The organism is Streptomyces griseorubiginosus, assembly GCF_017614965.1.
GTDB lineage: Bacteria > Actinomycetota > Actinomycetes > Streptomycetales > Streptomycetaceae > Streptomyces > Streptomyces griseorubiginosus_B.
This window is the reverse complement of sequence record NZ_WVUG01000560.1, coordinates 1-2,498: the sequence shown is the minus strand read 5'-3', so window position 1 is coordinate 2,498 and position 2,498 is coordinate 1. Positions and strand designations below refer to the sequence as shown.

General features: G+C 68.7%; 2 protein-coding genes and 1 pseudogene. 1 reads left to right on the top strand and 2 read right to left on the bottom strand.

The genetic code is table 11. The features are described from left to right. Positions 1–209: pseudogene (locus GRC12_RS43610) on the top strand (VWA domain-containing protein); the annotation flags it as partial. 60 nt (positions 210–269) lie between these two features. Here the strand turns inward: GRC12_RS43610 and GRC12_RS43605 are convergent. Together GRC12_RS43605 and GRC12_RS43600 are read right to left on the bottom strand one after the other, a co-directional pair. After that, on the bottom strand, positions 270–677 hold the full coding sequence (locus tag GRC12_RS43605; RefSeq protein WP_208785974.1) for a hypothetical protein: 408 nt from the start codon (positions 675–677) through the stop codon (positions 270–272). Further along, a partial coding sequence (locus tag GRC12_RS43600) for a hypothetical protein (RefSeq protein ID WP_208785973.1) occupies positions 674–2,498 on the bottom strand: 1,825 nt, incomplete at its 5' end. The genes GRC12_RS43600 and GRC12_RS43605, both read right to left, overlap by 4 nt.

Genomic DNA, 2,498 nt, shown 5'->3' with positions numbered 1-2,498 from the left:
CCGCCACCCAGTCCCTCAGCGACGCCGCGAAGACCCACCCCTCGGTGTTCTTCTCCTTCGTCGCGTTCGGCGAGCACGACAACAAGGCCTTCGACTACCTCCGCAAGCTGAAGACCGACAACACGGCCTTCTTCCACGCGGGCCCGACCCCCCTGGAGCTCACCGACGCGGAGCTCTACGACGGCATCCTCATCGACTGGCGCCCGTAGCGGACAGCAGAAACCACGACGACGGGGCCCGGTGACCGCCGGGCCCCGTTCCCGTCCGCCTCAGCCCGTCGCGATGCCGAGCAGTCCCAGCGCGGAGCCGATCAGCGTGAGGACAGACTGAGCGTCCGTGCACATCGTCCGAATCAGTTGGAGCCGCGACCCTGCCAGGTCCCGCTGAGCAGCGTCACCGATGTTCTGTTCACGGATCAGAGCCAGCAGCTGACGACAACTCTGCGGATCGGTGACCCCCTCCGGCTCACCCGTCAGCACCGCGTCGAGCGCGTTCAGCGTCCGTGTCCATTCGTCGTCCGACCCCGCGGAGGAAGGACCCCGCAGGATCTTCTGCACGGACCCCACCGCCCCGGGCTGGCTCTGGACGTCGCCCACCGTTCCGCCGGTGATCTGGACGCCGCTGTTGGACGCGCCGGGTTCCTGGCCTCGTGCGCCGCGAGGACCGAACTTCATCATGAACCGTCTCCTCCGAAGGTAGGCGCCGCGTTGACGGCGATCTTGTTCGAGCTCTGGTTCGAGTTCCGGGCGTGCGGCTGGTTCTGGACGTCCCCCATGACCCCCGAGTTGATGACCCCGGAGTTCTGCAGGATGTACGTGGCCTGCTGCACGAACGCGCTGATGTCGACGTTGTGCTCCCGGAGAAAGCCGAGCGCGGCACGGAAGACGCAGCGCTGCGTCCAGTCCACGTGCCGCCGGGCGTCGTCGTACTGGAGCATGTCGTCCATGTAGCGCGAGGAGTAGACCTCCCGCAGGCTCACAGGTCCGTGCCCCGGATCCATCGGCGCACGGTTCGAACGCAGGGGCGCCCGCAGCCGGTTGAGGAACGCGAAGATGTCGAGCAGGGCGTTCACCATGGTTCGCGCATGCCAGCCGGCCCCACCACGCTCGGCCGCTTTCACCCCGGTGCGCAGTGTGGGATGGATGGGATGGATGACCTGCGCGCGGATGGTGATGCGCAGAAAGTGATGCTCGTAGGCGAAGCTCACGTACAGCGCGGCGACGAGTTCGCCGTCCCAGGACACGATGCGTATGCACAGCAGGCGGCGGGATTCCTTCGTGGCGGAACTGGCTCCCGCCGCACCGGTGCCGAGCCTGGCGAGGACGAGCAGGGAATCCCATTCCTCGTCGGTGATGTCGTCCCAGCGCTCCGCCGACACCGCGGCGACGTCGAACACGTCGAGCCGGTTCTCCGGGTGGTGGGAGGGACGGTGGTCGATGAGCCGTCGCATCTCCTGGGCCACGTGCCGGTGCAGCTCCTCCGGAGTGAAGGCGACGACGCCCTGCCCCGTGGTACCGGCGAGGATCTCGTCGGCACTCTGGAACGTCTGCCGTACGAGCTTCTCCTCCTCCGTCTCGTCCTTCAGCGTGTCCTTCGCGGCGGCCGGCGTGACGTCGATGCCGATGGCCTCCTCGAACCACACCGTTCCCGCGCCCACCAGGTGGTGCCGGGCAGGGCCGTCACCCCGCAGCCGCAGGGTGTACGGCACCACGAGTCCGTCCCGCTCGCCCGGGTCCCGCCGGAACATGCGGCGACGCCAGGGACCCACCCACCACCGCAGATCGCGTCCTCCACGTCTCTCGGTCCAGGGGGCCCTGCGGAAGCCGACGTACGCGAGGAGGCGGTCCACGTAACAGACGGCCCAGGTTCCGCCGAGCAGTACCGTCAGGGCCGGGCCGATCCCCGCGGCCGTGCCGGTGAGCGCGGACGCGGCGAGCACCGCCAGCACGAGGACTCTGCGCAGGATGGTGAGCTTCTCGGCGGAGGCGGCGTTCTGCAGGACGGGGGTGAGGTGGAAGCCGTGGGGCGGAACGGGACGTCCACGGCCGACCCGTCGCCGCACCCAGCGGACGTAGGCATGACCGAGATGCACGGGCCACTGAATGTCGGTCGAGGGGAGGATCCCGGAGACCGCCCGCAGTGCCTTGTCCCGCTTCTCACGATCGCGGCGGGTGAGCAGTATCCACAAGAGCCGCGGTGCGACGACCGAGTACGTGGAGGCCAGCTTCGCCAGCGCCCCGACATGGTCGTCACGCAGGTAGGCGGCGGCACAGAACCATTTCGTCGTGTCCGACAGACGGGCGCCGGACCTGCTGGTCACCGCTTCGGTGCCGTCTTCCGTCCCACCCTCGGGGAGCGGCATGACGGGCTCTTTGCGCAGGGTGAAGAGACGCCTTCTCGGCGTTGCCGGCCCTGCCGGAGTCCCGGCCGTGTCGTCCTGGTCGAGTCCTTCCGCGCCTTCGTCGAGGCGTTCGAAATCGGACCCCAGCCCCATACCC